Source organism: Planococcus salinus (genome assembly GCF_003719725.1).
In the GTDB taxonomy this organism is placed as follows: Bacteria; Bacillota; Bacilli; order Bacillales_A; family Planococcaceae; genus Planococcus; species Planococcus salinus.
In genome coordinates this window covers 364,111-387,981 of record NZ_RIAX01000003.1, presented here as the reverse complement: position 1 = coordinate 387,981, position 23,871 = coordinate 364,111, and the positions used below count along the sequence as shown (strand labels likewise).

28 protein-coding genes and 1 riboswitch are annotated in these 23,871 nt (G+C 45.4%); of the genes, 21 read left to right on the top strand and 7 right to left on the bottom strand.

What is annotated here, in order from left to right; genetic code table 11:
• Nucleotides 1-144 precede the first annotated feature (144 nt).
• From EEX84_RS06660 to EEX84_RS06640, 4 genes are all read left to right on the top strand, one after another.
• Entirely contained in the window at nucleotides 145-1,365 is a 1,221-nt protein-coding gene (locus tag EEX84_RS06660; RefSeq protein WP_123164817.1) for a MalY/PatB family protein, read from the top strand.
• Between the two features lie 508 nt (nucleotides 1,366-1,873).
• Nucleotides 1,874-2,269, top strand: a complete 396-nt coding sequence (locus EEX84_RS06650) for a DUF1259 domain-containing protein (RefSeq protein WP_158599076.1) — start codon at nucleotides 1,874-1,876, stop codon at nucleotides 2,267-2,269.
• A gap of 225 nt (nucleotides 2,270-2,494) precedes the next feature.
• Entirely contained in the window at nucleotides 2,495-3,001 is a 507-nt protein-coding gene (locus EEX84_RS06645) for a DUF2243 domain-containing protein (protein WP_123164814.1), read from the top strand.
• A gap of 1 nt (nucleotide 3,002) precedes the next feature.
• Entirely contained in the window at nucleotides 3,003-3,794 is a 792-nt protein-coding gene (locus EEX84_RS06640; RefSeq protein ID WP_192892927.1) for a cytochrome c oxidase assembly protein, read from the top strand.
• A gap of 39 nt (nucleotides 3,795-3,833) precedes the next feature.
• Here EEX84_RS06640 and EEX84_RS06635 read toward each other — a convergent pair whose 3' ends face one another.
• From EEX84_RS06635 to EEX84_RS06625, 3 genes are all read right to left on the bottom strand, one after another.
• Nucleotides 3,834-4,415, bottom strand: a complete 582-nt coding sequence (locus EEX84_RS06635; RefSeq protein WP_123164813.1) for a protein-L-isoaspartate(D-aspartate) O-methyltransferase — start codon at nucleotides 4,413-4,415, stop codon at nucleotides 3,834-3,836.
• Between the two features lie 210 nt (nucleotides 4,416-4,625).
• A complete protein-coding gene (gene dacB, locus EEX84_RS06630) occupies nucleotides 4,626-6,110 on the bottom strand; it encodes a D-alanyl-D-alanine carboxypeptidase/D-alanyl-D-alanine endopeptidase (protein ID WP_123164812.1) in 1,485 nt (494 codons plus the stop codon).
• A 154-nt stretch (nucleotides 6,111-6,264) separates the two neighbouring features.
• Entirely contained in the window at nucleotides 6,265-7,329 is a 1,065-nt protein-coding gene (locus EEX84_RS06625; RefSeq protein WP_123164811.1) for an acetamidase/formamidase family protein, read from the bottom strand.
• Between the two features lie 205 nt (nucleotides 7,330-7,534).
• On the opposite strand from EEX84_RS06625, the gene msrA reads away from it, so the two are divergent.
• From msrA to EEX84_RS06590, 7 genes are all read left to right on the top strand, one after another.
• The gene (gene msrA / locus EEX84_RS06620; protein ID WP_123164851.1) at nucleotides 7,535-8,197 is read left to right on the top strand and encodes a peptide-methionine (S)-S-oxide reductase MsrA; all 663 of its coding nucleotides are present in this window, start codon (nucleotides 7,535-7,537) and stop codon (nucleotides 8,195-8,197) included.
• 70 nt (nucleotides 8,198-8,267) lie between these two features.
• Entirely contained in the window at nucleotides 8,268-8,969 is a 702-nt protein-coding gene (locus tag EEX84_RS06615; protein ID WP_123164810.1) for an MgtC/SapB family protein, read from the top strand.
• 140 nt (nucleotides 8,970-9,109) lie between these two features.
• Nucleotides 9,110-9,304, top strand: a complete 195-nt coding sequence (locus EEX84_RS06610) for a PLD nuclease N-terminal domain-containing protein (RefSeq protein WP_123164809.1) — start codon at nucleotides 9,110-9,112, stop codon at nucleotides 9,302-9,304.
• Complete coding sequence (locus tag EEX84_RS06605; protein ID WP_123164808.1) at nucleotides 9,301-10,182, top strand: ABC transporter ATP-binding protein; 882 nt, start codon at nucleotides 9,301-9,303, stop codon at nucleotides 10,180-10,182. Before EEX84_RS06610 ends, EEX84_RS06605 begins: the two co-directional genes overlap by 4 nt.
• Nucleotides 10,179-10,964 (top strand): ABC transporter permease subunit, encoded by a 786-nt coding sequence (locus tag EEX84_RS06600; RefSeq protein ID WP_123164807.1) that lies wholly within the window; start codon nucleotides 10,179-10,181, stop codon nucleotides 10,962-10,964. Before EEX84_RS06605 ends, EEX84_RS06600 begins: the two co-directional genes overlap by 4 nt.
• Before the next feature lie 278 nt (nucleotides 10,965-11,242).
• Nucleotides 11,243-12,067: a metallophosphoesterase gene (locus EEX84_RS06595; protein WP_123164806.1), complete on the top strand. Its 825-nt coding sequence runs from the start codon at nucleotides 11,243-11,245 to the stop codon at nucleotides 12,065-12,067.
• Between the two features lie 17 nt (nucleotides 12,068-12,084).
• A complete protein-coding gene (locus EEX84_RS06590; RefSeq protein WP_123164805.1) occupies nucleotides 12,085-12,585 on the top strand; it encodes a GNAT family N-acetyltransferase in 501 nt (166 codons plus the stop codon).
• 28 nt (nucleotides 12,586-12,613) lie between these two features.
• On the opposite strand, the gene EEX84_RS06585 is transcribed toward EEX84_RS06590, so the two are convergent.
• Nucleotides 12,614-12,937, bottom strand: a complete 324-nt coding sequence (locus tag EEX84_RS06585) for a CHY zinc finger protein (protein ID WP_123164804.1) — start codon at nucleotides 12,935-12,937, stop codon at nucleotides 12,614-12,616.
• 81 nt (nucleotides 12,938-13,018) lie between these two features.
• Nucleotides 13,019-13,206: riboswitch (FMN riboswitch) on the top strand.
• Between the two features lie 61 nt (nucleotides 13,207-13,267).
• Here EEX84_RS06585 and EEX84_RS06580 point away from each other — a divergent pair.
• From EEX84_RS06580 to ribH, 4 genes are read left to right on the top strand one after another with little or no spacing between them, the layout of a single operon-like run.
• Nucleotides 13,268-13,534 (top strand): hypothetical protein, encoded by a 267-nt coding sequence (locus EEX84_RS06580; RefSeq protein WP_123164803.1) that lies wholly within the window; start codon nucleotides 13,268-13,270, stop codon nucleotides 13,532-13,534.
• A complete protein-coding gene (gene ribE, locus EEX84_RS06575) occupies nucleotides 13,515-14,144 on the top strand; it encodes a riboflavin synthase (RefSeq protein ID WP_123164802.1) in 630 nt (209 codons plus the stop codon). The genes EEX84_RS06580 and ribE overlap by 20 nt, the downstream gene beginning before the upstream one ends.
• Nucleotides 14,145-14,158: 14 nt before the next feature.
• A complete protein-coding gene (locus EEX84_RS06570) occupies nucleotides 14,159-15,352 on the top strand; it encodes a bifunctional 3,4-dihydroxy-2-butanone-4-phosphate synthase/GTP cyclohydrolase II (RefSeq protein ID WP_123164801.1) in 1,194 nt (397 codons plus the stop codon).
• Nucleotides 15,353-15,364: 12 nt separating this feature from the next.
• Nucleotides 15,365-15,829, top strand: coding sequence for a 6,7-dimethyl-8-ribityllumazine synthase (ribH, locus tag EEX84_RS06565; RefSeq protein ID WP_123164800.1), 465 nt, complete (start codon nucleotides 15,365-15,367; stop codon nucleotides 15,827-15,829).
• Between the two features lie 103 nt (nucleotides 15,830-15,932).
• Here the strand turns inward: ribH and EEX84_RS06560 are convergent, their stop codons facing one another.
• The gene (locus EEX84_RS06560; RefSeq protein ID WP_123164799.1) at nucleotides 15,933-16,556 is read right to left on the bottom strand and encodes a flavodoxin family protein; all 624 of its coding nucleotides are present in this window, start codon (nucleotides 16,554-16,556) and stop codon (nucleotides 15,933-15,935) included.
• 165 nt (nucleotides 16,557-16,721) lie between these two features.
• On the opposite strand from EEX84_RS06560, the gene EEX84_RS06555 reads away from it, so the two are divergent.
• The 5 genes from EEX84_RS06555 to EEX84_RS16500 all read left to right on the top strand — a co-directional run bounded on the left by EEX84_RS06555 (nucleotide 16,722) and on the right by EEX84_RS16500 (nucleotide 21,580).
• Nucleotides 16,722-17,735 carry a GTPase gene (locus tag EEX84_RS06555; protein WP_123164798.1) on the top strand — a complete coding sequence of 338 codons (1,014 nt, stop codon included), beginning with the start codon at nucleotides 16,722-16,724 and terminating at the stop codon, nucleotides 17,733-17,735.
• Nucleotides 17,736-17,822: 87 nt separating this feature from the next.
• On the top strand, nucleotides 17,823-18,506 hold the full coding sequence (locus EEX84_RS06550) for a response regulator transcription factor (RefSeq protein ID WP_123164797.1): 684 nt from the start codon (nucleotides 17,823-17,825) through the stop codon (nucleotides 18,504-18,506).
• Nucleotides 18,496-19,893 (top strand): sensor histidine kinase, encoded by a 1,398-nt coding sequence (locus EEX84_RS06545; protein WP_123164796.1) that lies wholly within the window; start codon nucleotides 18,496-18,498, stop codon nucleotides 19,891-19,893. The genes EEX84_RS06550 and EEX84_RS06545 overlap by 11 nt, the downstream gene beginning before the upstream one ends.
• Before the next feature lie 219 nt (nucleotides 19,894-20,112).
• A complete protein-coding gene (locus EEX84_RS06540) occupies nucleotides 20,113-21,300 on the top strand; it encodes a S1C family serine protease (protein WP_123164795.1) in 1,188 nt (395 codons plus the stop codon).
• A gap of 133 nt (nucleotides 21,301-21,433) precedes the next feature.
• Nucleotides 21,434-21,580, top strand: coding sequence for a hypothetical protein (locus EEX84_RS16500; RefSeq protein ID WP_158599075.1), 147 nt, complete (start codon nucleotides 21,434-21,436; stop codon nucleotides 21,578-21,580).
• 125 nt (nucleotides 21,581-21,705) lie between these two features.
• Here the strand turns inward: EEX84_RS16500 and EEX84_RS06535 are convergent, their stop codons facing one another.
• Nucleotides 21,706-21,915 carry a hypothetical protein gene (locus EEX84_RS06535; RefSeq protein ID WP_123164794.1) on the bottom strand — a complete coding sequence of 70 codons (210 nt, stop codon included), beginning with the start codon at nucleotides 21,913-21,915 and terminating at the stop codon, nucleotides 21,706-21,708.
• A gap of 53 nt (nucleotides 21,916-21,968) precedes the next feature.
• Entirely contained in the window at nucleotides 21,969-22,673 is a 705-nt protein-coding gene (locus EEX84_RS06530; RefSeq protein ID WP_123164793.1) for a type 1 glutamine amidotransferase domain-containing protein, read from the bottom strand.
• A 151-nt stretch (nucleotides 22,674-22,824) separates the two neighbouring features.
• Here EEX84_RS06530 and ytvA point away from each other — a divergent pair, with 151 nt between their 5' ends.
• A complete protein-coding gene (gene ytvA, locus EEX84_RS06525; RefSeq protein ID WP_123164792.1) occupies nucleotides 22,825-23,634 on the top strand; it encodes a YtvA family blue-light photoreceptor in 810 nt (269 codons plus the stop codon).
• Nucleotides 23,635-23,871: the final 237 nt, after the last annotated feature.

Here is a 23,871-nt window from a genome sequence, read left to right as displayed (position 1 = left end):
CGGAAGATTGGAGAACAGGTCCTGTCTCGAATATAATGGATAATCGAGATAAAGATTGAATGCCGGAAATACGGGAAACAAGAAAGTATCGAAGTTTTTCAGCACTGCCTCAATTTAGCACACGCCAAGAAAGGAAGTTGCCGAATGAAATATAATTTTGATGAAATGATCGACAGAAGAGGAACGTACTCATTGAAGTGGGACGGAGGGGACATGATCAAAGCCTTCGGTCTGACAGAACGATACGATGAAGATACCATTCCGCTATTTACAGCGGATATGGATTTACCGGTGCCACAGCCATTGGTCGAAGCGTTGCACAAAACGGTCGATCATCGGATCTTCGGCTACTCGGTATTCCCGGAAGAATATTATCAGGCCATCATTTCCTGGTTCAGCAAACGACATGGCTGGGAGGTCAAGAAAGACCAGATCATTTACAGCCCAGGCACAGTCCATGCATTGAATATAGCCGTTAAGGCTCATACCAAGCCGGGAGATGGAATCATTATTCAACGGCCGGTATATCCGCCATTTACTTCTGCCATTGAAGGCAACGGCAGAAAAGTGGTCAATAATGCGCTGGTACCGGATGAAGACGGCTATTATTCCATTGATTTCGCTGACTTTGAGGAAAAGGCAAAAGACGAAGACACCACCATGTTCGTCATGTGTCATCCTCACAATCCGACTGGCCGCGTGTTCACAGAGCACGAGCTGAAGAAGCTGGCCGAGATCTGCCACCGCCACAATGTACTGATTGTGGCGGATGAAATCCATGGTGATCTGGTGCGTAAAGGCCAAGTATTTACTCCGATGGCAAAAGTGGCGGAACATACCGATCATATCATTACATGTACAGCCATCAACAAAACGTTCAATGTTGCGGGATTGCATTGCACCAATGTCATCATTACCAATCCCGAATTGAAAGCTGTCTTTGCCGCTGAAATGGGTGGGCAACTTGCTTCGCCTTTTGCCATTGCTGCGCTGATTTCTGTCTATACGGACGGGGAAGACTGGCTCGAGCAGCTGAAAGTATATATAGATGATACACTCCATTACGTGAAGGACTTTTTGGCAGAGCGACTGCCGGAAGTGAAAGTGATGATCCCCGAAGGAACTTATGTGATGTGGCTGGATTTCAGTGGTTACGGAATATCGGCTGAAGATATACATGACCGCATTTACAACAAAGCCAACGTGGTGTTGGAAGACGGCAAATTGTTCGGCCAAGAAGGCGAGTATCACCAAAGAATCTGTGTCCCATCGCCACGGCCTGTAATTCGGGAGGCATTAGAGCGGATTGCAGCTGAATTTGAGGATCTTGCCAGCAAAAAACAGACAGAAGAAAAAACAGTGTAAAAACGTAAACTGAACGTGCTGAAAAGCCGACCTATAGGATAGCCGATTCTTTACTTGTTTTGCTTTATTCAGTACACTATAGGAGATTGGAAGACAATAGCGCTTCCCTTTATTTGAATTCAACAGTACAGTAAAATCATAAAACTCTAATTTAATCGATTGGTTCCATGTTACGGACAATAGCGCTGTCAGCAAAGCCGAAAAGAAACCCCTATTCGTGGGGGTTCTTTTCGGCTTTTTTATTTGGAGAAGGAAGAGGTGAAACCAGTGCAGTATTTTATCGATCATGCAAAAAAAAGAATTCATAAAAAACAGTATGTTGGAGACCGATGCGGTTTTATCGATACTTCCATTGAGAAGAGAGAGTTCACTGATTCCGCCATATATATTGAGCAACTGGAAGAGAATGAGAGGTATGAAAAATGCCGGTATTGCAAGTCGGCACAACCGATTATCAAGTAATCGAAGGACGGATGCAGTAAGTTAAAAGCCAAAGGAGATGGAGCGGATGGAAGCGGCTAAATTGGTGGTAGATACAGTTTCTGATTTAATGAATGCGTCAGTTGAATCGGAAAAAGAAAAATACGTGATCCGGAAAAGCCGGGAAATTGAAATCCATGAAAAGACAGTTTGTTTTAATTGCAAACTGGAACTTGATATTTCGTTTGAATTTTTAGAAGAAGATGGACTGGCTTTCAACAAAGCCGAAATTCTCTTATTACCAGAAGAATTTCCGATTTTCAGCTTGTCATTACGGGAACATCATGTGCCGTTTCCTTCTGTTTTTCGGCAGTGGCAAGTGGTCAATCCGAATATTATCGGGATTTATCTGGAATCGATCGAGCCACCTGAAAACTTTGCAGCCCGTCTTTCGGGAGCCCTCAATGTGCTTGAACAAATGTAGCCTGAATACAAAAAAGTCCACAAAAATGGACATTCACTGCAGAAAACTCATTTTAACGGGTTTTCTGCTATTTGCTTTTTGCAGAAAAAGGGAGAGCTGGGGACGAGGGGTTTTTCGTGGGATAATTAGTTTCAATTTTGTGAAAAAGGGTATTTTTTACCAATAACCGCACAAATTTTATTTCTCCGTAAAAAGCATAGGCGATGAGTCCTGAAGGAGGCTTTTATGGGAACAAACACAGAAAACCTACAAGCATACGGCAATCTTAGAAACAGGGCGGTATATCACGCCCGGAACTTTTGGGCAGGCACGTTTTTTGGCATCGGATTAATGGCTTTTATTGACGAAGTCATATTTCATCAACTTTTGCAGTGGCATCATTTTTATGATTTATCAACGACGCAGGCTGGAATTTTTGCTGATGGTCTATTGAATGCGTTTGCCTGGTTCGTGGCGATCGGTTCCCTTTTCCTGTTTGCAAATCTTCGGAGGAGAAATGCGTTATGGCCAAAGAGGTGGACGGGTGCCGTATTTCTCGGAGCTGGGGTTTTTCAATTATTTGATGGCATCGTCAACCATAAACTGTTGAGGATTCACCAAGTCCGCTATAATGTGGACATTTTGCCATACGATTTGGCTTGGAATATAAGCGGAGCGGTTCTTTTGTTGGTTGGTCTTGTTATATTGTTACAGACGAGAAAGACCAGAAAAAAAGCGAAAGAGAGCAGTTGATATGATGAACGGCCACATTCAGACAACTGGGACTTCTTTTGAAACAATCGCTGGCGGCATCGGAATTGCAGCTGTTTTGCTGTATTTTGTGATGGCTGCCTTGACCGGAAAAAAATTCAGGAAATGGCCGGTGCACCGCTATTTTCTTTGGAGCATCGGCGTCCTGTGTGCTGCCGCTGCTGTAACCGGACCATTGGCAGCGCTGGCTCACACGAATTTTAAAGTTCATATGATGGGGCATCTTCTGCTTGGCATGCTTGCGCCATTGCTGATGGTGTTCGGCAAACCGATGACCTTGTTGTTAAGAAGCTTAAGCACGAGGTATGCCCGGCTGTTGACACGGTTATTCAAAAGCCGGCCTATCCGCTTGCTCAGCAATCCACTGACGGCAGCGACCCTTAATATTGGAGGACTTTATCTTCTATACATGACCGACTTGTATATGATGACGCACCAATCCTTATTTCTTTATGCTCTTGTTCATGTTCATGTCTTTTTAGCCGGTTATCTTTTTACCATCTCCATCATTTATATCGATATTTCCCCGCATCGTTTCAGTTATATTTACCGCTCCGTCGTGATGATTCTGGCACTTGCAGGTCATAAGATCCTGTCGAAATATATCTACGCCAATCCGCCAAGCGGTGTATCGAAACCAGAAGCGGAGGCAGGCGGGATGCTGATGTATTACGGGGGTGACCTGATTGACTTGGCGCTGATTACGATTTTTTGTTATCAGTGGTATAAAGACGCAACTCCCCGCGCTTTTCCATCAATGGAGAACACCGATTAAAAAGCTGCGCTTACGTGATGCTCCGTAAGCGCAGCTTTTCTATTCGTATTTCCCTTTCAATCTGACAAAAACCACTTCGTTTAAAAGAGTGGTATCCAAAGTGCCATCCTGCTGTTTCTCAATCAGCAGTAATTCCTGGCTGAAAGTACTTCCGACAGGAATAATCATCTTTCCCCCATTTGCCAGCTGATCGATCAGTTCCTGTGGAATTTCGGAAGCAGCTGCAGTGACCATGATTCGATCATAGGGCGAATGTTCTTCCCATCCGAGGCTGCCGTCATCCAATTTGAACTGGATATTGGAAAAATCCGCTTCAGCTAGGCGCTCTTTTGCACGTTCATGCAAAGACTCAATGCGCTCGACTGTATAAACCGTATCAGAGAAAGCGGCCAGCAAAGCGGTCTGGAATCCAGAGCCGGTACCGATTTCCAATACCTTGGAATCCGGCCGCAAATCCAGTGCCAATGTCATTTCGAGTACAAGGGAAGGCTGGGAAATTGTTTGGCCGTGGCCGATCGGAATCGCTTCGTCAAAAAATGCCATGTCTTTATGGGAATCCATGAAAAAGCTGCGATCCATGTTTTGGAAATACGTTCGAATTTCTTGTTCACGGTTCGTCATGCCATCCACCCGCTTTCTTTGACTGATGATAAGGACAAAATCCATCCAGCTGATCAAGTGGCCATAGGTTATCGATGTTTGCCTGGCTGTCGGTCGCAGGGGTTTTCCTCTCCATAAAGACTAAGCCATTTGGTCATGATTTTTCTATATGGTTGCTTTCATTTTAAAGGAAACTCCGTCTTCTTGTATACTCTCATGCAATAGGCGAAGTTACGGCTTTTTACTGGAAGCGGCGATGGTCTGGGCCACTCTGTCGATCACCGGTAACGTGCTGTAGCGATAATCTTGTGTGAGAACTGTGAAAACCAGCCATTCGCCATCCTGAGTTTTGGCGTATCCCGACAAAGAGCTGACTTTTTCCAGGTTTCCGGTTTTGGCCAGGACATTCCCTTTGCCGGCACCACCGGTCAGGCGATAGCGCAAGGTGCCGCCAACAAACCGTTTATCAGCCCCTGCCACCGGCAAGCCGGTAAGGAACGTTTGATGCCAGGGCTCGGAACGTACTGCATAAAGCAATTGACTCATTTGACTGGAAGAAACTTTATTGGCATGGGACATGCCGGAAGCGTCTTCGAATGACCAGTGACCAGTATCCAGCCCGATGGAAGAAGCATAATCCGTCATAACTTGAAGCCCCGCATCCCAACTGCCTTCTCCATATACCGCTTTGCCCATTTCCTTTGCCAAAATTTCTGCATGTGTATTATTACTTAACTTCATAAAAGGAACCACCAGGTTTTTCAGTGGCATGGATTGTTTGGAAAGAAGCAATCTGGCGTTTTCCGGTGTAACACCTTCAGCTATTTTGGAAGTGGGAACAAAACGGATGCCTCTCTCGGCCAAAGATTTCTTGAAAACATCAATCGCATACTTTGTCGGATTGGAGACAGCGATCCATTCTTTTTTTCCAATGCTTCCGATGGGAACATGGCCTGAAATGATAATCTTGTGAGTACCGTATTCCCGTTCGATTTTTAACGTGTTCGCATAACCTCTGGGGACGGTTTTGGAACGGTTGATAACCCGTACAATGCCGGTGGCAGGAGTCAGCGTAATGTCAGCGGGTCTCCATAACACTGAAGGTTTGGCATCGACTATGACAGATCCCGCGTCGTAGTCGGTATTTGGGGAAAGGTTCAACGCCGAAATTTGAGCAGCGTAATAATAAGATTCATCCTCTCTTGAAATTCCCGGAGACAAGCGTTCCGCATCATACCAGGTATCGTCGCCTATTATGTGTCCGGCAAGACGCTTGACTCCCCGTTTATAAAGGATAGAGGCAAAATTATCAAAGTCCTTTTTTAATACCGTCGGATCGCCTTTTCCACGGAGGTACAGATTGCCGTAAAGAGTGCCTTTTGCGACAGTGCCGTCGGTGTAGAGTTCAGTGGAAAAGCGGTGGTTTTCTCCGAGTGTCTCCAATGCAGCGGCAGCGGTTAAAACTTTTAAGGTAGAAGCAGGCGTCACAAGCTGATCCGCATTTTTTTCATAGATTGCTTCACCGGTTTCGGCGTTACGGATTGTAATACTGCTGGTTGTACCTGCCATGCGACTGTCTGTCAGTATTTTATTGATGGAATGCTGTAATGGTTGATAGGGAGAAGCTGCTTCAACAGCAGAGCTTGAAAATCCACTCATTCCCAGAAGCATCACCAATACAATCAAGCAGACAATTTTCCTTTTTAATTTTTCCATTTATATCCTCCTAAAAAATAAAAAATATAATTTATTCCATTTTATCATAAAATTTTTAGAAAATACTGTATTTTTTATGTAAAAGAAAAACCGTTCCAGCATTCAAGCTGGAACGGTGATTGCCACATAGTAGCGAATGGGGATGATGGAAAGATTAAGTTTTCGGCAGAAACGATTTTTTCGGTAATGTAATGTGAATGCCTTTGTTTTGGTTAACAACTTGTGTGATGTGGATGTCTGCCGTTGTGCTGAGATAAGAATAGCTGTCTTCCCGGCTCATACCAAACATTGTTTCCAGGAATTTCAGGGTTTCATGTGATCCGATCCGTACCGCTTCGTCAAGTTCAGGGTCAAAGGCATGGATCATCCAGGCATCTTCAGTTTCCAGAACAGGAAGAGACAGGGACAAGTCTTTGCGCAGTACGACCCGGATAAGGCAGTTCAGGGAAGCTTCCACGCCCGTGCCGCTTAGTTCACCGTTGCCCTGGGCCAAATGAGAGTCTCCCAGTGATAATAAAGCGCCATCGGTATGGACGGGATAAAACATGGTGGCACCGGCGCCAATTTGCCAATTGTCCACATTTCCTCCATGTGTGTCCGGAGGAGTGGTGTCAATCGGACCATTCTCGGCCGGAGCAACTCCAATAGTTCCGACATGAAGCCTTGCCGGCACTTGGACATTCTGTAAGGCTTTGACGCGTTCCACTTCTTCGGGCTGCAGAATTCTGCCGTTTATATTATAATCACCCGGGTAATCGTAGGCGAATTCGGCAGTCAGCCATTGCCTGGCAGTATCCAGTTTGTAGATGGTGACGCGTTCTTCATTATTAAAGTCATCAGCAAGATACCCCCATGGTGCAGCCAGATTGGAACCATACGGAAGGCGGGGCTCAAGAGACAGAATCTGAACTTCCAATACATCACCTGGTTTTGCTCCTCTGACTTCAATCGGTCCAGTCAGCAGATGAGGTCCTGGTTTCCGATCATCTTCAGGAATAGCTTGATAGATGGCTTCTATGCCATCGTCCATCAGTACGTCCGGCGCGTCACCTGCATGGTGAGTGACGGTTTCCACATAAACGAGATCACCGGAGTCGATGGTAAGTGCCGGTTTCAGATTTTTGTCGAAAAAGCCCCAATGTACCGTATCGGGTGTGGCTGATAAGGTATGATAGTTGGAGTTGCTTGTGGCAGAAAGCAGTGAGGTCTTGACTTTCATAATAAATTGGCCTCCTTGTTTTGTGTCGAACTTAAGCAAAGTTACTGGCTTGTTATTCATTTTATTGCCTTTAGGGACCGCTGTTAAACAGATTACGAAGAAACAGTTGAAGCTGTAAGTTTTCAGCTTTTGAAAATCTGTTCGATATGATTAAATGAAAGGACTATAACGGCAGGATAAAGGAGGCGGCAAAGTGGAAGAACAAATGGCTTCAATTGAAACGATTGAAAGCGGGTTAAGGGATTCCGATTATGAAACAGCCACTTTTGGAATGGGCTGCTTTTGGGGACCGGAAGCCCGCTTCGGGAGTTTGCCGGGGGTTTTAAGGACACGGGTAGGTTATGCGGGAGGAACTGCAGAAAGTCCCACGTATCGTCAGATGGGCGATCACACTGAAACAGTAGAAGTCGATTATGACCCGAATGTATTGACGTATGAAGACGTTCTTCGGCATTTCTGGCGGAATCATTATCCGAACCGCGACAATTACAAGGGACGCCAATATATTTCACTTCTGCGTTTTCATGATGAAGGACAGAAGCGAATAATTGAAGAAATCAAAAAGGAAATGGAACAGGAAATCGGAGAGGCGATTGAAACGGAAATCGGACCGTACACGAATTTTACATTAGCGGAAGAGCGGCATCAGAAGTATTACCTGAAACGTTATCCAAAAGCTTTGGAACAGCTGAAGCCTTTATACCCCGAATCTTCACTGCTGATTGATTCGACTTTTGCTGCCCGTTTAAATGGATTCGTCAAAGGTTATGGAAACCGTGCTGATGTGCGGCAGGAGATAGCGGATTGGAAAATAGAAAAGCATTACCAGGAATTGCTGATCGGTCAATTAATGAAGATGAAATGGTAAGGGATGAAGAAGGGGGATTTGGGTAAATAAGTGATGATGGCCCTTTGGAGAACAGCTGGGAGGGAAGGAGATGGCTTTTGATTTCATACCACCCGATTATCTTTCCATTACTGTACGTTTGTTGGTGGCGGCTTTACTGAGTGGCGCTATTGGAATTGAAAGGGAAACAAGGCATCAGCCTGCAGGCCTGCGAACGCATCTGCTTGTCGGCACCGGCGCTTGTTTGATGATGATTCTTTCTGTTACAGGTTTTGACACTTTTATTCAGAGTGATAAAGGAACCATCCGTTTCGATCCCAGCCGGATACCCTCCTATGTAATAAGCGGAATCGGGTTTTTAGGTGCAGGAACCATTATAGTGCACAGAGGAACGGTAAAAGGACTGACGACCGCTGCTTCTATTTGGGTAGCTGCCGGCCTGGGGCTTGTCGTGGGAGCGGGCATGTATTTCGTGGCTGTATTGACGACCGTCATCGTGATAAGTACCTTGTATGTGCTTGGAAAGTTAGAAAGCCAATTTTTTGACAGAAGGAAAAATCGTCGGATTTCGGTTATAGCCGATTCGGACGAACAGACTTTCACAACAATCAGCGGTATTTTGGAAGAAAATCATATCGCCATCGTTGATTTTCAAATTGAAGACATCGATTCCTATAACGATCAAAAGGTTTCAAATTATATCTTCACCATTCAAGAAGGAAAAATCGAAAACAAAATGGAATTAGTGAAAAAGCTGGAACAATTTGAAGCGGTCCGTAAAGTGAATATATAGCTGCCGATTTCGTGATGGTTAGGCTTAGACTCACAAGGAAGCCTGCATAGGGGCTTAAAAGCGGGTCTGTGCATAATCGCAAGGCTGCCCGTCATTTTGTTCATCGCGATCAATGTTTAACTGAAAAAGAGGTGAATGAAATGGATCAACCGACGTTATTGCTTTTGCTGTTGCCGGTAATCCTCATCCAATTGGGTCTCATGATTTTCACTTTAGTGGATCTGATGAGAAATCCGAAGCCAAACGGCCCGAAATGGATGTGGGGCCTTGTAATTGTACTGGTCAACATCATTGGGCCGATTTTGTATTTAGTCATTGGGAGGAGAAATTATTGAGTTTACTGGATGTGAAAAACCTGACGAAACGTTATAGACGCGATCTGGCAGTCGATCATCTTTCCTTTTCTTTGCAGCAGCATACAGCGACTGCTCTGATCGGACCCAACGGTGCAGGAAAAACGACTGCCTTATCGATGCTTGCGGGATTATTGAAACCGACAACTGGCAGCATCACCTGGGACCATACAACCGGTGTTGGTTTTCTTCCTCAGCACCCCCGTTTTTTTCCATGGCTGACTGCTTTGGAGTTTACGGAAATGGCCGCAAAGCTCAGCGGGGTAGAGGCAAAAAAAGTCCGTCAGCAAGCGACAAGGACCCTGGAATTTGTCGGGTTGGCTCCCGCATTGAACAAAAAAACAGGAACTTTTTCAGGGGGCATGAAGCAGCGCCTTGGATTGGCACAGGCAATTGTTCATCAGCCGGAACTGCTGCTGCTGGATGAGCCGGTTTCTGCTTTGGATCCGGCAGGACGCAGGGAAATTATGAATTTGTTGAAATCGCTGCAGCAGGATACAACGATCCTATATTCCACCCACATATTGAACGATGCGGAAGAGATGACCGATCAACTGCTGTTTTTGCAACAAGGAAAACTGGTGGAGAAAGGTTCGCTTGAAGAGGTGAAGGAACGCTATGCTGAGCCGCGTATCCGGATCCACTTCCAGACGGCGGAAGACGCTGGAGGGTTCAGTCGGCACATGCCGTGGGAAGCCGTACAGAATGGAAATCGGATTGATGTGGCAGTTACAGCAAAAGGGCCCGGTATGCAGGAAATACTGACGGCTTTGACTGCTGCTGGAGACAAAGTGGTGGGAGTTGAAAGGCAGACGGCGAGTTTGGAAGATATTTTTATGAAGGTGGCGGGTGGACGATGAGCCAATTCAGTGTTTTGCTGCAAAAAGAATGGCGTGAAAACGTTCGGAATTATAAAATATTCTGGATTCCCGTCGTTTTCATTCTGTTCGGCATCATGGAGCCTGTCATTAATTACTTTCTGCCGCAAATTCTGGACTCTGTCGGAGGATTGCCTGAAGGGGCGGTTCTGGAAATCCCGACACCGACGCCGGAACAGATCCTGGTGGCTGTGACAGGACAATATCAATTTATCGGTATGCTGGCTTTAATCCTTGCGTATATGGGAACTGTAGCTGGGGAACGGAAAAGCGGGACAGCTACATTACTATATGTGAGGCCTTTGTCTTTTTCTGCTTACTTCTTGAGTAAGTGGCTGATGGCCAGTTTGATCGCTTTACTGAGTTTGTGGCTCGGCCTCCTGGCAGCTTATTATTATACGTTGTTATTGTTTGATACAGTTAACTTTGCCGATTTCCTTCGGTTTGCAGCTACATACAGCGTGTGGGTTGTATTGATCGTCTCTATTGTTCTTGCAGCAAGTGCTGCATTGCCGAATGCCGGCATGGCAGCTGCCGTGTCTCTGGGCTCTGTATTGCTTATGCAGCTCGTCGACGGTTTGATTGGCGCATACTGGTCGGTGTCGCCTTTGAAAATACCTGTTTATGCAGCCAGCTGGTTAAATGGCAGAATCGATTTGGTGGATTTTTGGATTTCCATTGGTTTAGTGGCGGTGGTGATCGCTTTATTGCTCATTGCAGGCATATGGGCGTCTAGGTTGAATGCTTCAAAAGCAAAAGTGTGAACAAAATGTCAGAAGTGAATTCAAGAGTTGGGGAATTAACTTTTGATTCGCTTCTTTTTTTTCGCATTGATGATAAAATGAAACAGGATATTATCGAGGGGCTTTTTTAAAATTTCCCGGGAAATAATGACGTTAAATACAAGCATAAAACGGGTGAGAGTCAGCAGGGAAAATATTGATGGAAAAGCATTCGTTCGTGTTACATAAAGAGGAAAGACAAACAGCAAAAACGTTATTATATCAATTGATGCGTGCAGATTTGAATAGAGGGTTAGGATATGAAGAGATTAGTCGTACTAGCAATCTTTATACTTTCGGTATGGGGATTTATATGGGGCAATAACAACTGGATACAGACAACAGAATATACAGTGGAATCGGAAGGCTTGCCGGCAGCGTTCGAAGGTGCAAAAATCATTCAAATTTCCGATTTGCATAATGCCAGTTTTGGTGACGCGCAGGAAAGGTTAATCAGCAAAGTGGAAGATGCCGAGCCGGATGCCATATTCCTGACTGGAGATTTGGTGGACAGCAATCGCTATGATTTGGATGTCAGTTTAACATTAGTTGATGCCTTAGTCGAAATGAGTGATGTCTATTACGTTATTGGAAATCACGAAGTGGCTTCGAACAAAATCGATGAAATCAACAGGGAACTGGAGAATAGAGGAGTCAAGGTCTTGATGAACGACTCGGTAAAATGGGAAAAAGAAGGGGATACTATAGAAATCGCGGGGATTGTAGACCCACTGCTGAATCCTCATTTGCCGGAAGAAGAATTCACCCGTCAGTCATTGACGGAATCGGGTTTGTCGGACAATTTTACTTTATTGCTCGCCCATCGGCCCGAGATGTTCAGTATATACGCCGAAGAAGAGGTTGACGTAGTATTTGCAGGTCATGCTCATGGCGGTCAAATCCGGATTCCAGGCCTCGGTGGATTAATAGCTCCAGGCCAGGGATGGTTCCCCTTGATGACCACAGGTGTTTTTCAAAAAGACCGTACACAGCTTGTATTGAGCCGGGGACTCGGGAACAGCACTTTCCCCGTAAGGATATTTAATTTGCCGGAAATCGTCGTGGTGACATTAGAAAAAGCATAATGAAGGAGGCTGTCACAGTGATAAAAAGGAAAGAAGTTTCCTTGCATTCTTATACATCGGAAGTAACGGTGAAATACGATTTGCCTTCCGATCAGTTGGAGTTTACCGGCTTGCCCCAGGACATCATAAAGCGGGACGCTGAAAATCCGTTAAAGCATCTTATTGTCATCAAAGCCCGCAATGAAGTGGCCGGTTTTTTTGAATTGGACGAATCAAGTGACCGGCAAAAATATACAGACAATCCGAAGGCATTATTGTTGCGCGGCTTTTCCGTCAATCCCAAATTTCAGGGGCGGGGTATTGCGACAGGTTCGCTTTATGCCCTGCCGGAATTTATGAAGAGAGAGTTTCCGGCATTCAACGAGGTGGTCATCGGAGTCAATGCCCGCAACACCCCAGCACAGACTCTGTACAGGCAAGCAGGGTTTGAAGATACCGGCAGAAGGATATTGTCGCGAACAAAGGGCGAGCAGATTGTTATGTGTATACGAGTGACCGAAAAGACAGAGAGCATTTGATGCTCTCTTTTTTAGTTGGTTCTATTATTTATGCAAAATACAGGTGTTTATGCAAGCTGCAGCCTGGATTGAAAGATGCGGCGCAGTTTGGGCAGGTTGACTGGCATTGCAAATATTCAGTGACGCTCAATTCATGTCCACAGCCGCCACACAATACTGCTTTTTGGTCGAAACTGCCGGCCGGCCATACTTTCGGCTTTCCGCATCCAGTCGCCTGATGGCATGCGAAGCAAGCATAATATTGTCCGCAGCAGTAAAATTTGATGGCAATGCGGTCAATTTCAGAATGATAATGCCGGCATCGTGTTTCTTCATCCACGTCGAGCCCTTTGACCGGAATACGGCTGGCCATAACTGAATCCTCCTCGATGTACAAAAAGTTTACTGATTCTTCTCTTTTTTATGCTACTATGAAATAGATAAATAATCGAATCAAATTCTTCGGGGCAAGGTGAAAATCCTTACCGGCGGTGAGCAGGAAACTGTAAGTCCGTGACCCGACTTTGAAAAGTACAGGCGCAGGAGCCTGGACACTGGGAACAGTGTTCTCACTTTTCATAATCGGTGGAGCTGGTGAAAATCCGGCACCGACAGTGACAGTCTGGATGGGAGAAGAAGATGAGCGTTTATTTGTCATGTGCCTGTTCTTTTCGATATGGATCATCGAAAGGAGGAAGTTAGTATGGAGCTGATATTTGCCATGCCGAAGAAGCCAGTGAAAGCGGAAACCATGTCTTTTCGAATTGTTGAAAAATTCGAACGGCAGGATTTGCTTGAAAAAGAAACAAGGCGCACGAACCAAATAATCCATGATTTTATCCTTCCAAATCACCCTTTCCTCACCACCCATTCGCCCCATGGTGGAAAGAACCCAATTATTAGTAAATATTTCTCGAAGTCGTGTCCGACAAGAATAGGAGGATGCAGCGATGTTCACCGGAATTATTGAAGAAGTCGGCCGTGTTACAGCGGTTCGCACAAAGCCGCAGGCAAGAGAGCTGACGATTTCATGCACACTTATCCTCGAAGATGTAAAGCGGGGAGACAGCATTTCCATTAATGGTGTCTGTTTGACGGTCTCGACTTTTACGAAAGAGTCTTTTACCGTAGATGTCATTCCGGAAACCGTCAAATCATCGACAATTGAAGAGCTGAAAACCGGATCCCGTGTAAATCTGGAGCGGGCTATGCCGGCTAATGGACGTTTTGGCGGTCATTTCGTCAGCGGCCATATTGATGGAGTGGGAATCATCCGCTCCGAGAAAAGAGAATCCAATGCCATTACCAAGACGATTGAATTGAATGATGACCTGATGAAGTACATGATGCTGAAAGGGTCCATTGCAGTGGATGGTACTTCTTTGACGGTCTTTGATGTTGGACAGAATACCGTGACGATTTCCCTGGTTCCCACCACTCAGGAAGATTCACTGATCGGGGAAAAAAGAATCGGTTCACGCGTGAATATTGAATGTGATTTATTGGCGAAATATACCGAACGCATACAGACAGCCAAGCCCAAAATGACAAGAAGCTGGCTGGCGGAAAATGGATTTTAAAGGAGACGATGAAGATGTTCTACACCGTAGAAGAAGCTGTCCGTGATTTAAAGGACGGCAAGCCGATTATCGTCATCGACGATGAAAATCGTGAAAATGAAGGTGATTTTGTGGCGTTGGCGGAATTTGCTACACCCGAAATGGTGAACCTGATGGCAACAGAAGGGCGGGGCTTGATCTGCGTGCCTGTAGCAGAGGAAATTGCCGCCAAATTGAAGATCGGTTTGATGACGGATAACAATACCGATGAATACGGCACAGCTTTTACCATCAGTGTCGATCACCAAAGCACTACCACTGGCATCAGCGCTTTTGAACGGTCGCATACCATCAAAAGCATGCTGGACCCGGATGCCAAAGCGTCTGATTTTAAACGCCCCGGCCATGTGTTTCCCTTGATCGCCAAAAAAGGCGGCGTGCTGCGGCGTGCCGGCCATACAGAGGCAGCCGTGGATTTAGCCAAATTGGCCGGCTCTCCACCGGCAGGCGTCATCTGTGAGATTATGAATGCGGACGGTACGATGGCCCGTGTCGATGATCTGCAGAAAGTGGCTGAGCGCCTGGGACTTGGGATTTTAACCATCCAGGATCTGATTTCATACAAGCAAAAGAATGAGAAATTGATCAAACGGGAAGTGGAAGTGAACTTGCCGACCGAATTTGGTGATTTTCGCGTCGTTGGATATACGGAAGTGCTGACAGGACAGGATCACGTGGCGCTTGTAAAAGGAGAGATCGATTCTGAAAAACCGGTTTTGACACGTGTCCATTCGGAATGTTTGACGGGGGATGTCTTCGGTTCTTTCCAATGTGACTGCGGTACTCAGTTGCGAGCCGCCCTGCAGCAAATCAGCGATGAAGGAAATGGCGTTCTGCTATACATGCGACAGGAAGGCCGGGGAATAGGACTGATCAACAAATTAAAAGCATATGATTTACAGGCCCAAGGATACGATACGGTGGAAGCGAACCAAAAACTTGGTTTTGAAGACGATTTGCGTGATTACGGCATCGGGGCTCAAATCTTGAGGGATTTGGGTATTCAAAAGATGAAACTTTTAACAAATAACCCGCGGAAAATTGCAGGAATCGGAGGCTATGGGTTAGAGGTGGTTGAACGATTAGCGATTGAGATGCCAACGAAAAAAGAAAATGAAGCCTATATGAGAACAAAAAAATCTAAGCTTGGTCACATACTGAACTTTTAAAGGAGAATGGATATGACAGTGCATTTTGAAGGTTATTTAAACGGTGAAGGATTACGGATTGGAATTGTAGTGGGACGCTTCAACGAATTTATCACCAGCAAACTGTTGAGCGGAGCAGAAGATGCGTTGAAACGGCATGGTGTGGAAGAAGAGAATGTTTCCATCGCCTGGGTGCCCGGTGCATTTGAAATTCCCTTAGTGGCAAAGAAGATGGCAACGAGCGGCAATTACGATGCTGTCATCACACTGGGTACGGTTATCAGAGGAGCGACGCCGCACTTCGATTTTGTCTGCAGCGAAGTGGCGAAAGGCGTTTCAAGAGCAAGCGATCAAGCGAACATTCCTGTCATCTTCGGTGTCCTGACGACGGATTCCATTGAACAGGCCATTGAACGTGCAGGCACCAAAGCCGGAAACAAAGGCTGGGAATCTGCGTCAGGTGCAATTGAAATGGCCAACCTGATGAAAAAATTATAAACACAGATAAAGCCTCCGGAGCTTGTGCCTCGGAGGCTTTTTTCTATGAAGAAATCGATTGGAAAAAGGCGCTTTTAAGTGAGGTCTAAAATACGCTTGAGTACTATTCCAGTGTATTTCCTTCTGCCGGTATGGGGGTTTTCTTCAGCATTCCTGCCAAATGATAGGTGTTGTAGGCGAGCCGTTCAATGGTCCCTTTCGTGAATTCGTTGTCTCTGCCTGCATCCATATAGGAATCACCTGGTCCTGCTTCGCCCACCCAGTAAGCATCGACGTTCGGCGGAATGGTAAAGCCGATATGGGACAGGCTGTAGATAATGGAAGCAGCGGCGTGTTTGGCTCCATCTTCGTTTCCGGTGACCACAGCGCCGCCGACTTTGTTATAAAAAACAGCTTGGCCCTGGTCATTGGTGACGCTGCTGCTTCCATATAATCGTTCAATTGCCTGAGTGGCCAAGGCGCTCTTTTCTCCCAGCCATATCGGAGTTCCGATAATCACAATATCAGCAGCCATCACTTTTTCCAAAATCTGTGGCCATTTGTCATTGCCGCCCATATCTTCTTCTACCCCGTACGCGATCTGGTAATCCGCCAGACGAACAATTTCGGATTCAACCCCCAGTTCATTGTAGTGAGACTGGACATCTTTGATGAAACCTTCTGTATGGGAAACTTCATCTGAAGATTTCAAAGAAGAATTTAAAAAGATTGCTTTTAAAGTAGACATCCTCTTTCTCCTTTCTCCATTCTGAGATTACTTCTGTTATTCCCTTTTCAGGCTGTTTTAAGCATTGGCTCCTCAGGAGTCTTCAACTAAAACAAGTGAAAGATTAGTCTGAAACTCATAAAACGATTATAATGAAAATAACGATCGATCAAGGAGGCAGAGACCATGGTAAAAGAATTTGAAAAAGAAGTCAGTCGCATGATGGACAATATGTTCGAAAATGAAATGAAAAAAGTGAATGATACATTGGAGCAGGACTTGCTCATTTCACTGATTGGGGAAGTCAATGCCGGAAAATCATCTACTGTCAATAAAATCATCGGCGAAGATATTGCCAGTACAAATCCGATGCCTGGCGAAACAGTCAGCGTGGACCCATATAACATCAAAGGGTTGGAAAACATCAAATTCATGGATACGCCAGGGCTCAACGATCCGAATGACGAAAACCCGAAAAAAACCCTGGAATTTGTACAACAGTCTGACGTGGTGCTGTTTTTTCTGAATGCAGCAGGCACCGTGCTTTCAGACAGCGAAAAAGAAAAATTCACGGCCATCGAAAAACACAATAAAGATATTCTGATTGTCTTGAATAAAATCGATGCCGCTGAGAATATTCCTTCCATCGTCCAATTTGTGAAAAATCATACGAACAATAAATACAAAGTCATTCCGATTTCCTCGAAGACAGGAGAAAATCTTGAAACACTCAAGAAGGAAATTCTTTTTTTGCTGGAAAAGAAGGGCAAAGATCTGCTCTTCGCTAAAAGCATGAAGGAAAAATCAGCCGCTGCCAACCGGTGGATCATCGGTTCGGGGGTCTCAGCCGGCGTCATCGGCGCTTCACCGATTCCAGGTTCTGATGTCATCCCACTGACTTCCCTGCAGGTTGGCTTGATCATTAAATTATCCAAGCTTTATGATCAACCGTTAACGAAAAAAGCGGCGAAAGACATGATCGTCATCACAGCGACTCAGACAATCGGTCACACGATTTACCGACAGGCATTGAAGTTTATCCCGGGTGCAGGTTCCGTCATCGGCGGTACAGTGGCTTCTGCCATGACACTCGCACTGGGTTATGGCGTGAAATATGCGTATGAAAACAACATCGCAATTGATTACGACATGATTGGCGATTTGTTTGAGAAATATAAAAAACGTGAGAAAAACGCTTAAACTGACAAAAAACCGCCCTTTTAGTATGAAGGCGGTTTTTTGATGGATTTCGTCACAGCCGAATGATGGCGGGAAGGGAGAAGCTGCATGAGAATTTTAGTGGTTGAAGATAACCCGAATGTCAGCTCGATGCTGGAAATGTTCTTATCAAAAGAAGGAATAACCGGCGAGTTTGCAGCTGACGGAGTTGAAGGGTATGACAAATACAAAAAAGGAATGTATGACTTGCTCGTTCTTGACTGGATGTTGCCGAAAATGGACGGGATGACCTTGTGCAGGAAAATCAGGGAAGAAGGCGATCAGGTTCCCATCATCATGCTGACAGCGAAAGACAGTGAGTCCGATCAAGTCATCGGCTTTGAGATGGGAGCGGATGATTATGTGACAAAACCGTTCAGTCCGCTGGCATTAATGGCACGCATCAAGGCGGTGGCAAGACGTACACAAAAACCGGTGGAGACGGCGGGTTTAATTGAAACCAACTATTTTAAAGTCAATAAAGAGACAAGGGAAGTCCAAAAAGAGGGAGCGGCAGTCCACAACCTGACACCTAAGGAATTCGATTTGCTTGTGTTTTTTCTGCAGCATCCAAAACAAGTCTTCAGCCGTGAGCAGTTGCTCGAGCAGGTATGGGGCTATCAATACTATGGCGATGAACGTACCGTTGATGTCCATATCAAACGCCTCCGGAAAAAAATTACAAACGGTGAAAACTTATTCCATACCGTTTGGGGAGTAGGGTACAAGTTTGAAGAACCACATGCGGATTAAGTACTTTTACCAGTTGATCGCCAGTCATTTAAGTGTTTTGCTGATTGCATTTCTCATTCTGAGCTTGCTGTTCGTGCAATATGTGGGGGATTTCGCCTATGAAGAAAAAGCGGAGGAGTTGGAGAGTTACGGGGAACAGATTCTTTCGGATCTTCAGCGTCCACGACCGGGGTCTGATCTTCAGTCCTACGTTTCCATTTTAGAAGCGCAGAACATTAACTTCATTGTTTTTGACCAGCAAAGCCGTATCTTATATCCGGATTCGGGTGCTTTTCCACCTGTGGAATTGACGGCGGAAGAATGGAACGTCATTGAGCAGGGAGAAACGCTGGTCGTCAACCGGGATGTCGAGCGATTTGAAAATACAGTGACGTTTGTCGCGTTGCCGTATGTGGATAATGGCAGATTAGTGGGCGGTGTCCTGCTGGCTTCGCCGGTCAGCGGGACAAGTGAAATGATTTCCGAGCTGAACTGGACGCTGGTGACGGTGAGCCTTTTGGCACTCGCAATTGCGCTGCTATTGAGTTTATTGTTGTCAAAACTTCATGTCAGCCGGATTCAGCGTATGCAAAAAGCGACTTCTATGATCAGTGAAGGCCGATACGATGTTGATTTACCGGAATCGAATTTTGACGAAATCGGTGACTTGAGTCGGGATATCAATAAAATGGCGCTCAATCTGCAGCAGTCCAACGAAGAAATCGAACGCCTTGAAAACAGAAGAAGGCAGTTCATGGCCGACGTTTCCCACGAAATGAGAACGCCTTTGACGACGATTGCAGGTGTCATTGAAGGGTTGCGCAATAACATGATCGAGGAAGCGCAGAAGGACAAAGGCATTCGTCTTGTAAGCGATGAAACCAAGCGTCTCATGCGTCTGGTCAACGAAAATCTGGATTACGAAAAGATACGGTCGAACCAGGTCACGTTGACAAAAGAGGAAATCGAAGCGGAAGAACTTTTTGAAATCATCCAGGAACAGCTGGAGATGCAAGCGGCTGAAAAAGGCAATCGAATTGAAACAGCAGCCAAGGAAGGTCAAGTGATTTACGGAGACATGGACCGCCTGATTCAGGTGCTGGTAAATATTGTTAAAAACAGCATTCAATTTACTGAGAACGGGCTGATAACTTTGCGCTCTTCGTCAGAACCGGAATTCATGCTGATAGAAGTGGAAGACACTGGATCGGGCATTGATGTGGAAGAAATCGATCAGATCTGGCGACGTTTCTATAAATCAGATGTGTCACGCGGAAGCGGGCAATTCGGGCTCGGCTTGTCGATTGTGAAGCAATTGATTACGTTGCATGATGGGGATGTTCAAGTGGAAAGCGAAAAAGACAGAGGCACGAAATTCCAAATTCGGCTGCCGCACAAAAATGACTGAAGAGCTCGCAGCTCTTCAGTCATTTTTTGTTTTCGAAACTTTTCATTTCTGTTAAAACTCTGGTCATAGTTTATTCATAATTGCTTGGTAAGCTATGGTTAACCGCTTAGGAAAAGAGGGGTTAAGTGAAGTAACGGATGAAAATTGAAAGCGGACCAAGAACGCTGAAAAATAATCGCCGGAAATTGACAACATACTTATTCAAGGAGGAAATTAATCATGGGTTACTATAATTCATCGCAACCGAAGAAAAAACGTACAGGCTATTTCGCTTCAAGCTTCACAGGGCTGATTGCGGGCGCCATGCTTGTAGGAGTAGTACTTCCAGGGTTTACAGACCAGGAAGTTGCAATGCAAGACGAGAAGGGAACTGTCGAAACTGTGAGCGGCCTTCAAAATACTTCAAGTGTTGTTACGACAGATGTTACGGATACCGTAGAAGACACATCTGCTGCTGTTGTAGGGGTGACGAATATGCAGACTGCCCAGCAAAACCCTTTCATGCCAGCGACAGAAACAGAAGCCCAGGAAGCGGGGACAGGATCTGGAGTCATTTATAAAAAACAGGATGGCTTTGCCTATATAGTTACGAATAACCACGTCGTGGAAGGGGCGGAAGACGTAAAAATCACGTTAGCTGATGGAACGGAGCTGGATGCAGAAGTATTAGGGACAGATGTATGGACGGATTTGGCGGTATTGAAAGTGGCAGATGACAACATCACTACTGTAGCTGAGTTTGGTGATTCTTCTGTCTTGAAAGCGGGCGAGCCGGTCATTGCAATCGGCAATCCATTGGGCCTTCAGTTCTCTGGCTCTGTTACTACTGGGGTTATTTCGGGTACAGAACGATCCATCCCGATTGATATTAACGAAGACGGAAAAGAAGATTGGCAGTCGGAAGTCCTTCAAACGGACGCAGCGATCAATCCCGGCAATAGCGGCGGCGCATTGATCAATAGCCAGGGACAAGTAATCGGCATCAACTCGATGAAAATTGCGCAGGAGGCAGTGGAAGGAATCGGCCTAGCCATCCCTATCAACTTTGCGGCTCCCATCATTGAAGACCTGGAAACAAAAGGGGCAGTGGAACGTCCTTCCATCGGTGTTTCCATTCTGGATTTAGCTGAAATTCCGGCACAATCACGGCAAAGCCAATTGAATTTGCCGGCTGACGTGGAAAGCGGTATTATCGTGCAGTCCGTGGCACCCGGGTCTGGAGCAGCTGAAGCGGGGCTTAAAGAACTGGACGTTATTGTGGAAATGGACGGAGAAGCAGTCGGATCAGTACTTGAACTTCGCCAGCATCTATACAATAAAACTGACGTCGGCGATACCTTGCAAGTAAAAGTGTATCGCGGTGGAGAATTGATGGAATTTGACATCGAATTGACAGAAAGCCTGTAAGCCTGCTAAAAGCTCTTTCATAATGCGCAAAGAAAATTTGCTTGGTAGATATTACAAGTCGATGACATGAAGAGAAGTAACCAGGTAGAGTGCGGGTGTGCGCACCGATATTAATTTAAAGAAGGAATCGAAAATGGCAAATCGCAATAATGGTAAAATAATCAATGAAGAAGCAGGTCACACGGGCGGAGAGGCAACTTCAAAGAAGCATGACAAGGAATTTTACGAAGACATGGGTCAAAAAGACGAAGAAAAAAGAAACAACAACCGCGGTTCCTGATATCCAGAATGATCTAAACAAGAGCCTGTGATTTCGCAGGCTCTTGTTTTTTATGTCACATAAACGGAAACAAGCCATATGCTTCTGTAAGCTGTAAAAATAAAAAACTGATTGCATAAAAGCAATCAGTTGAAGAACAAACCATACATTCCGTAAGAGATCCCTATAATTACAATAATCAGTACAATTACGACAAAGATAGCGACCCCCACTTGGATTTTAGGGAAATTTTTGACTCTTGGTTCTTTGATCCCTTCTTCTCTTCCAGAAGGCTTAGGTACATCTTTTTTTTCTGCTTCCATATACTTTTTTTCTTTTGGTTCTTTCTCGCTCATGTATCTCCCTCCTGTTCCTGCTTATTATTTATACATACCCTTTTTGGTCTGCGTTAATCCAAAAAACGTTCTTCCGCTTCCTGTTCGCGGCGGGTCAACGCTTTCGCAAGTTCTTTGCCGAAAAGCTCAGAAGAACCGGGATCACGGCCTGTGAGAATTTGTTTGCTGCCCCATACAATGTATTCTTTTTCATCAGGAGCGTCTGAATAAGATGCGATTTTCCGAAGTTCATCTTCGAGGCTGAAAGGCAATAATCCGCGCACTTCCTCAGGTTCTTTGTCGTTGGGGTATCCTGTCACTTTCAAGCCTTCGAGTATAGGCCGGCCATCTTTGTTTTTTGTAAAGACAAGTGGAGCTGGTCCGTGGCATACCGCCGCAATGATGCCGCCATTCTGGTGAATGATATTGAGGATGGCATGCAGGTCTTCATGGTGTGCCAAGTCAAACATGGCGCCGTGTCCGCCGACGATGAAAACAGCGTCAAATTCACTTGCTTTCACATCCACAATCGGAATTGTTTTATCTGCTATCCCTGATTCGTATAACTCTTTGTACTTTCCATCGGGGTCATAATCTTCAGTGAGACTGAGCGGATCAACAACGGGCTTGCCACCTTCAGGAGTGGCCAAACCCACAATATGTCCTTCCTCTTCCAAAGCGAGTACGGGAGCGAATAGCTCTTCAGCCCACCATCCTGTTACGTAATTGTTTTCTTCGTCGGCATATCCACTTGATAAAACAGCCAATACTTTCGCCATACTATCTTCCTCCTCCGGGTTTCATGACTATAATTTCATTTACCCTTTCCATTAAAGCTGAAACGTTTCGATGTATTGTCCGCCCTTTTGTATTGCTTTAGAAATATGCTACTATTGCTTGTAACAAGCTAGAAGCTATGAGGTGAACTATATGTATCCAATGAAATCATTAGATGACAAAACACAAACGCAATTGCTGGAAGCTATGCTTGATGGAAGCAGAGTCGGCACCATTGTGACCGATCCTAAGCAAAAAGATAACCCCATCATCTATACCAACAAAACGTTTCTGGAAATGACGGGGTATGCAGAAGACGAGGTCATAGGCCGTAATTGCCGGTTTTTGCAAGGGGAAGAGACTGACCATAGAGATGTAGAGAAAATCAGAGATGCTGTAAAAGCAAGGGAGAGCGTTACCGTAACCATTCAAAATTACCGGAAGGATGGCACTCCTTTTTGGAATCGGTTGGCTGTTCGGCCGGTCCAGGTAGAGGATTCACTGTATTTTATTGGCACACAGACGGATATTACACTGGAACGTTCTCAGCAACAGGCCATCATGGCCAATGAAATGGAGATTGAGCGGCTGATGCTGCCGATATTGGCAATTCAGGAAAATGTCGCTACTGTGGCGTTGGTTGGGACGATGAATCTGCAGCGTTTTGAAATGCTGAAAGTGAAAATCTGTGAGTATGTACAGGAACATCGCATTGAGCACGCCATCATTGACATTACCGGTTTGTCATGGGATGATAACCCGCCGCTCCATTGGTTTCTGCAAATCAGAGATGCGCTTCGGATTATGGGGAGCAATTTATACGTTACCGGAATTTCCCCTTATGCAGCGCAGGAGTTTGTTACCGACGAAAGCCTTGATGGCCGGTTGACGACTTTTTCTACAATTGAAAAAGCCCTGGCTTTTGTTACAAAAGAGACCCAACCGGTAAATCATACCGGTTGATCACCCAGGAGAAAAAGGACTTATAAGCAATGTGGTTTTCACAATTAGGAAGGTCATTAAGATGGGCGGGCTATGACGGCGAGTAAGCTGATTCTGCCAAAAGAATTTATAGAAACCGGTTCCTGTGTTGTGTCTGTGTTTTTAAATAGTAGCAAAAAATAATCGGCCCCCGACAGTAATGGTGGGGGCCGATTATTTTTTGTATTTATGCATCTCCACGTACAGGCTATTTGGTTT